General features: G+C 68.8%; 6 protein-coding genes. 4 read left to right on the plus strand and 2 right to left on the minus strand.

What is annotated here, in order from left to right; all coding sequences use genetic code 11:
- Together H0W38_RS14555 and opgC are read left to right on the plus strand one after the other, a co-directional pair.
- The coding region (locus H0W38_RS14555) for a phospholipase D family protein (RefSeq protein WP_292455296.1) at nt 1-1,184 on the plus strand (1,184 nt) is incomplete at its 5' end.
- Between the two features lie 43 nt (nt 1,185-1,227).
- Complete coding sequence (gene opgC, locus H0W38_RS14560) at nt 1,228-2,403, plus strand: OpgC domain-containing protein (RefSeq protein WP_292455299.1); 1,176 nt, start codon at nt 1,228-1,230, stop codon at nt 2,401-2,403.
- On the opposite strand, the gene H0W38_RS14565 is transcribed toward opgC, so the two are convergent.
- Nucleotides 2,336-3,118, minus strand: coding sequence for an SGNH/GDSL hydrolase family protein (locus tag H0W38_RS14565; protein ID WP_292455302.1), 783 nt, complete (start codon nt 3,116-3,118; stop codon nt 2,336-2,338). The genes opgC and H0W38_RS14565 overlap by 68 nt on opposite strands.
- A 182-nt stretch (nt 3,119-3,300) precedes the next feature.
- Here H0W38_RS14565 and H0W38_RS14570 point away from each other — a divergent pair, with 182 nt between their 5' ends.
- Nucleotides 3,301-4,353 carry an AI-2E family transporter gene (locus H0W38_RS14570; protein WP_292455304.1) on the plus strand — a complete coding sequence of 351 codons (1,053 nt, stop codon included), beginning with the start codon at nt 3,301-3,303 and terminating at the stop codon, nt 4,351-4,353.
- A gap of 55 nt (nt 4,354-4,408) precedes the next feature.
- On the plus strand, nt 4,409-4,978 hold the full coding sequence (locus H0W38_RS14575; protein ID WP_292455306.1) for a hypothetical protein: 570 nt from the start codon (nt 4,409-4,411) through the stop codon (nt 4,976-4,978).
- 12 nt (nt 4,979-4,990) lie between these two features.
- Here H0W38_RS14575 and H0W38_RS14580 read toward each other — a convergent pair whose 3' ends face one another.
- Nucleotides 4,991-6,073 carry an AI-2E family transporter gene (locus H0W38_RS14580; RefSeq protein ID WP_292455309.1) on the minus strand — a complete coding sequence of 361 codons (1,083 nt, stop codon included), beginning with the start codon at nt 6,071-6,073 and terminating at the stop codon, nt 4,991-4,993.
- Between the last annotated feature and the right edge of the window lie 167 nt (nt 6,074-6,240).

Consider the following 6,240-nt stretch of genomic DNA (forward strand, 5'->3'; position numbering starts at 1 on the left):
ACCTCAACACCGCTGGCGAAGACGGGTTGATGCTGCGCCTGGCCGAGCACGCCAACATCGAGGTCCGGCTGTACAACCCGCTGCCCGCCGGTCGGGGCTCCACCGTGACCCGCGTGCTCGCTTCGCCCACCGACTTCGCGCGCATCAACCGGCGCATGCACAACAAGATGATGGTGGCCGACAACGCGCTGGCCATCATGGGCGGGCGCAATCTGGGCGACGCCTACTTCGTGCAGAGCGAGAAGAGCAATTTCGTCGACCTCGACGTGATCGCCGCCGGCCCGGTGGTGCCGGCGCTCTCGCGCTCCTTCGACCGCTTCTGGAACGATCCACTGGCCTACCCGGTCGAGACGATCGCGGCGCCGGCCGCTGCGGACATGGCCTCCGCCGCGCTGGCCGCGCCCGACGAACTGCCCGTGGCCGCGCAGCAGAGCATCCTCTCCAACGCCCTGGCCCGCGAGCTGATCGCCGGGCGGCTCGATCTGGTATGGGCGCCGGCGGCGGTGATCGCCGACAAACCCTCCAAGATCAGCAGCGAGGAGGAGCCGCAAGCCGAGGAAACGCTGGCGGACGACATGAACCGGCTGATGCGCAGCGCCACCGCCGAGGTGATCGTCCTCTCGCCGTATTACGTGCCGGGCACGCGCGGGGTCGGGCTGGCCGAGGACCTGCAAGGCAAGGGCGTGGCGCTGCGCGTGCTGACCAATTCGCTGGCGACCACCGACGCACCCGTGGTGCACATCGGCTACTCGCGTTACCGCGAGCCACTGCTGAAGGCCGGGGTCGAGCTCTACGAACTGCGCCCGCAATTCGACGCACCGCCGCGCAGCGGGCTCGGCTCCTTCGGCTCGTCGCAGGCCAGCCTGCACAGCAAGGCGCTGATCATCGACCGGCGCACGGTGCTGGTCGGCTCTATGAACATGGATCCGCGCTCGGACAAGCTCAACAGCGAGATCGGCCTGGTCATTCGCAGCCGCGTGCTCGCTCGGCAGCTCCAGCGTTTCTTCGAAACCGTGAGCCAGCGCAGCGCCTGGCACGTGACGATCGCCGAGGACGGCAGCGGCCTGCGCTGGCGCAGCGGCGGGCCCGAGCCGCAAACCGTGCAGACCGAACCCGAGGCGAGCCCCTTGCTGCTGTTCACGCTGAAGCTGCTGGCGCCGTTCGCGCCGGAGGAAATGCTGTGACGGACCGGCCTGCCCTTTCAGCCTTCCTTGCGGGAAAGACGCCGTGAACCGCCGCGTCGACCTCGACGCCGCGCGCGGGTTGATGCTGGTGCTGATGGCCCTGACGCATCTGCCCACGCGCTTCTCCAGCCCTGCCGGCCAGCCCTTCGGCTTCGTCTCGGCAGCCGAGGGCTTCGTGATGCTGTCCGCCTACATGGCGGGTATGGTCTACACGAGCCGCGCGCTCAAGAGCGGCATCCCGGCCATGCGCACCGCCTTTCTCATGCGCGCGCTCAAGATCTACGGCTGCCAGGCGGCATTGCTCTTGTTCCTCTTCACCTTCATCGCGGTGCTCGGGCTCACCTTCGACCGCGCCGAGGTCAAGGGCCTGATGGGCTTTTTTCTCGAGGAGCCGCTGACGGCCTTCATCGCCTCGCTGCTGCTGCTGTACAACCCGCCGCTGCTGGACATCCTGCCGATCTACATCGTCTTCATGCTGCTCAGCCCGCTGCTGCTCGCGCATGGCGTGTCGCGCGGCTGGGTCGGCATCTTGATCGGCAGCCTGCTGCTGTGGCTGCTGGCGCAGTTCGACCTGGGCGACCGGCTCTACGCGGCCGGCATTGCATTGAGCGGCCTGACGACGGTGCCGCCCAAGGCCTACGGCTCCTTCGAGATCTTCGGCTGGCAGTTCCTGTGGGTGCTCGGCCTGTGGATGGGTTCGAGCGCCGCGCAAACCCCCGACGCGCAGACGCGCTTTCCGAGGGCGGTGGTGCTGATCGCGCTGGCCTATGCGCTGACCACCTTCGTGTGGCGCCAGGCCATCGGCCAAGTGCCCTTCGGCGACAACGCCGCGCTGAACCTGCTGTTCGACAAGTGGCACGTGGGGCCGCTGCGCCTGTTCAACTTCTTCGCGCTGCTGGTGCTGGCCATGCACTACGGGCCCCGCCTGCTCGACCGGCTGCCGCGCCTGACCTGGCTCGAGGTAATGGGCAGTGCCTCGCTGCCGGTGTTTTGCGCGCACCTCGTGCTGGTGCTGCTGGCGCTGGTGCAGTTCGGCGCGCCGAACGCGGGGCGGCCCGTCGCGGTCGATGTGCTGATCCTGATCGGCAGCTTTGCCGCGCTCTATGCGGTGGCGCTGATCAGCCAGCGCCTGGACCGCTACGCCGCAGCGATCAAGGAGCGGTGGTCGCGGCAGCAGCGGCGGCGCCGGTCTCGGCTAAATGCAAATGCAACGCGATGACCTCTTGCCACAGCGCATAGCCGGCCTCGTTGAGGTGCAGCGCGTCGGCGGCGAACAACTCGGCGCGCGGGCGCCCGTTGGCCTGCAGCATGGGCGTGTAGATGTCGATGAAGTCGAGCAGCGGGCGGCTCTGGCTGTAGCGCTCGATGAGCGCATTGGTGGCGCGCATCTTGGGCAGCAGCGCCTCGCGCAGCGGGCTGGGCTTGATGGAAAGGTAGGCGATGCGCGTTTGCGGCAACTCGCGCTGCACGCCCTCGACGAAGCCGCGGAAGCTCGCCAGCACGTCCTCGGGCGAGCGGCCTTCGGCCAGATCGTTGTCGCCGGCGTACACCACCACCAGGCGCGGCTTGTAGGGCAGGACGAGGCGCTCGAGGTGCTGCGTGCAATCGAGCATGCGCGAACCGCCGAAGCCGCGCTTGACAATCACCGGCAGTTGGCTGAATTGCGTTTCCAGCCCGTCCCACAGGCGGATCGACGAGCTCCCGACGAAGACCACGCCGCCGGGCTTGGGCGTGCGCAACTCATCAGCGGCGGCAAAGGCGTCCAGGCTGGCTTGCCAGCGCGGATCGACGACCATGGCGGGGTGGATCGGAAGAACCGGTGCGGCCTGCAAGGGCGGGCTGGCCGGACCCGACTGGGCACGCGCGGGCACCGCCCAGGAAGCCAGCCCGGCCAGGCCGCTCAAACACACCATGAGCAGGATCGATTTGCGCATTCGCAATGCCTTGCCGAGAGAGGGAAAGAAATGGGACGTGCACGGTGCCACCCGGTCTGGCGCCCCGAACAAGGTGGATTGTGTTCTTCGCTGCCCCGGAAAGTTCCTCTCAGTGCCTTGTCGCGGCGGCGGGCAGGGTCATCCCCGCAGGCTCGCCCGCCTAAGAAACAAGGACAACGAGCATGAATGCCGGACCCCAGTCCTATCTGGCGCGCGTGGTCGCCTTCGTCGCCATCGTCGCCCTGGCCTTGCTGGCTTGGCGGCTGCTCGATGTGATCGTGCTGCTGTTCGGCGCGGTGCTGATGGCGGTGGCCCTGCGCACCTTGGCCGGGCCGCTGCAGGAGCACCTGAAGCTGCCGGCGCAGGTGGCGCTCGCGCTGGCGGTGCTGGGCGTGGTGGCGGTGATCGCATTGGCGATCTGGCTGCTGGGCGACCGAGTGGCCGAACAGTTCGCCAACCTGCGCGCAGCGCTGCCGCCGGCGCTCGACGCGGCCCGCAACTGGCTCAACAGCCAGCCCTTCGGTCAGACCCTGCTCGAGCTGTGGAGCAACGCGAAGAGCGGGGAAGTGTTCTGGACCCGGCTGGCCAGCCTGGCGACGATGACCCTCGGTGCGATCAGCAGCGTGCTGCTGGTGGTGGTGATCGCTATTTATCTGGCGGCCGACCCGGCGCTGTACCGGCGCGGCCTGCTGCACCTGCTGCCGCTCGAGCAACGCCCGGCGGTCGACGCGGCACTGCAGGCCGGGGGCGTAGGCCTGTCGCGCTGGCTGCTCGGCCAGGGCGTGTCGATGCTGGCGATCGGCACGCTCACGGCCATCGGCTTGGCGCTGCTTGGAATGCCGCTGGCGCTGAGCCTGGGCGTGATCGCCGGCCTGTTCGCTTTCGTGCCGTTCTTCGGGGCGGTCACCTCCGGCGTGCTGATCGTCGTGCTGTCGTTCGCGCAAGGGCCCGACAAGGCGCTGCAGGCCGCCGTTCTGATGCTGGCGGTGCAGCAGTTCGAGGACTTGGTGCTGCTGCCCTTCATTCAGCGCTGGGCCGTGCGGCTGCCGCCGGTGCTGGGGCTCGTGGCCGCGGTCATGTTCGCGCTGTTGTTCGGGCCGGTCGGCGTTCTGGTGGCCACGCCGCTGATGGTGCTGTTGATGATCCTGGTTCAGCAGCTGTACGTCGACCGCGTGGTGGAGACGCCGCGCGCCGAGGCCGCCGCCGCGCACCGTGACGTGCAAGCGGTGGAATGAAGTTTGCCCTGTGCAGCGCGACAAGAGGTGCTGCAAGACAAGGAGCTCGATCGACATGAAGACTTGGCAGGACGCCGCCGCGGATGCGCGGTTCTCGGGCGGTGCAGCCGCCGCCGGCTCGCTGGCCATGCTGGCGCTGTGTGGAAGCCGCAGCATCGGCAGCGCCACGGCGGCCATCAACGCGCCGAGCCACATCGTGTGGGGCGATGTCGCCTTGCGCAAGAACGGGCCGAGCGTGCGCTACACCCTGCCGGGGCTGGCCTTGCATGTCGGCTCCTCACTGTTTTGGGGCGTGCTGTACGAAAAATTTCTCGCCCCGCCCGCAGGCGCCGGCGCGACGACGATGCTGCGCAACGCCGGCCTGGCCACCGCCGGCGCGGCGCTGGTGGACCTGCGCCTGGTGCCAAGCCGCCTCACGCCCGGATTCGAGCGACGGCTTCCCCGCACGGGCCTGCTGCTGGTGTACGGCGCGTTCGCGCTCGGGCTGGCGGTCGGCGGCTGCGCGGCAGCGCAACGGCGGGCCAGCCGGTTGTCGGCGGCGCAACGCGATCAGCCGGAGTTGGAACCTCTGGGACCGTTTCCGACGCCGAACGAACGGCCAATCGCCGCGCGCACGGTGTTTTGAGCGCGGATCGGCTTAGCCGCGCGACGAACCACTGCTCGACACGCCCACCAGCACGGTGTCGTCGCGCTTCTCGAGCACACCGTCTATGTAGAGCTTTTGCACGATGACCATCAGCACGACCATCGCGGGCGTCGCCAGCAACACGCCGACGATGCCGAACAGCACACCGAACATCACGGCCGCAGCCAGGCCCAGGACCGGCGGAAGATCGACCGCCCAGCGCTGCACGAAGGGCATCAGCACCTGCCCTTCCATCTGCTGGATGGCCAGGGCGAGGATCACGACATACAGCGCGGTTTGCGGGCCCTGCATGAAGCCCAGCAGCACGGCCAGCAGGCCGCCCGCGATGGCGCCGAAGAACGGGATGAACGCGAGCAGGCCCGACACCACGCCGACCGAGAACGCCAGCGGCACGTCGAGCAGCCACAGGCCCAGCGCCGTGGCGCCGCCGACGAACAGCATCGACACCGACTGCCCGAGCAGCCAGCGCGAGAGCGCGGCGCCGCTCGCGTCGAGGGCGTCCGCGGCCTGGTTGCGCAAGGCCGGCGGCACCAGACGGATCAGGCCGTTGCGGTAGACCCGCGGCGACACGGCCAGGTAGATGCCCATGATCAGCATCAGCCCGGCGCCGCCGAGGGCGCCGAAGGTCAGGCCCGCGTATCCGGCCAGTCGGGTCGCCAGGGGGCTCGTGTCGGCGCGCACCTCGTCGACGTACTGCAGCACTGCCGTTCCGACCCGGTGGTTGTTCAGCCACCCCATCACCGCGTCGAGCGCCGCCGGCAGCCTTTCGCGCAACCGCTCGAACTGCTCGACGAGCGGATCGCCCACGAGCCAGATGCCGAGGGCGAGCACGCCGGTCAGCAACACCAGGCAGCTCATGACCGACCAGCCCGCGGGCACATGCAGGTACTTCTCCAGCGCGCCGGCCAAGACGCGCAGCACCGCGGCCACGATGATCGCTCCGAAGGCGAGCATGAACAGGTCCATCAGCTGCCAGGCAATCAGCGCCAGCAACAGCGAGAACGCGACGAGTGCTACCTTGCGGGGGAAGCTCCAGGAGGTCGGCTCCACGGCAGGCGGGGACGCTCGCGTCATGACGGTTCGGGCCGGGGAGCCACGATCACCGAGGCGACGGAGTGTGCGTCGAGCGCGGCATAGAGCAATTCGGTCATGCGTTGTTCAGCAGGCTGTTGAAGGAGACCTGTCGGCACAAACAAAGTCAGGCCCGCCCGACCGGCCTGCGCAAACACGAAGCGCAGGCC

The sequence above is a fragment of the Methylibium sp. genome, assembly GCF_013817365.1.
In the GTDB taxonomy this organism is placed as follows: domain Bacteria; phylum Pseudomonadota; class Gammaproteobacteria; order Burkholderiales; family Burkholderiaceae_C; genus Methylibium.

What these genes read in the sequence shown, in the direction of transcription:
- H0W38_RS14565 (WP_292455302.1), bottom strand. Translation starts at nt 3,118, where the DNA reads ATGCGCAAATCGATCCTGCTCATGGTGTGTTTGAGCGGCCTGGCCGGG.
- H0W38_RS14580 (WP_292455309.1), bottom strand. Translation starts at nt 6,073, where the DNA reads ATGACGCGAGCGTCCCCGCCTGCCGTGGAGCCGACCTCCTGGAGCTTC.
- H0W38_RS14570 (WP_292455304.1), top strand. Translation starts at nt 3,301, where the DNA reads ATGAATGCCGGACCCCAGTCCTATCTGGCGCGCGTGGTCGCCTTCGTC.
- H0W38_RS14575 (WP_292455306.1), top strand. Translation starts at nt 4,409, where the DNA reads ATGAAGACTTGGCAGGACGCCGCCGCGGATGCGCGGTTCTCGGGCGGT.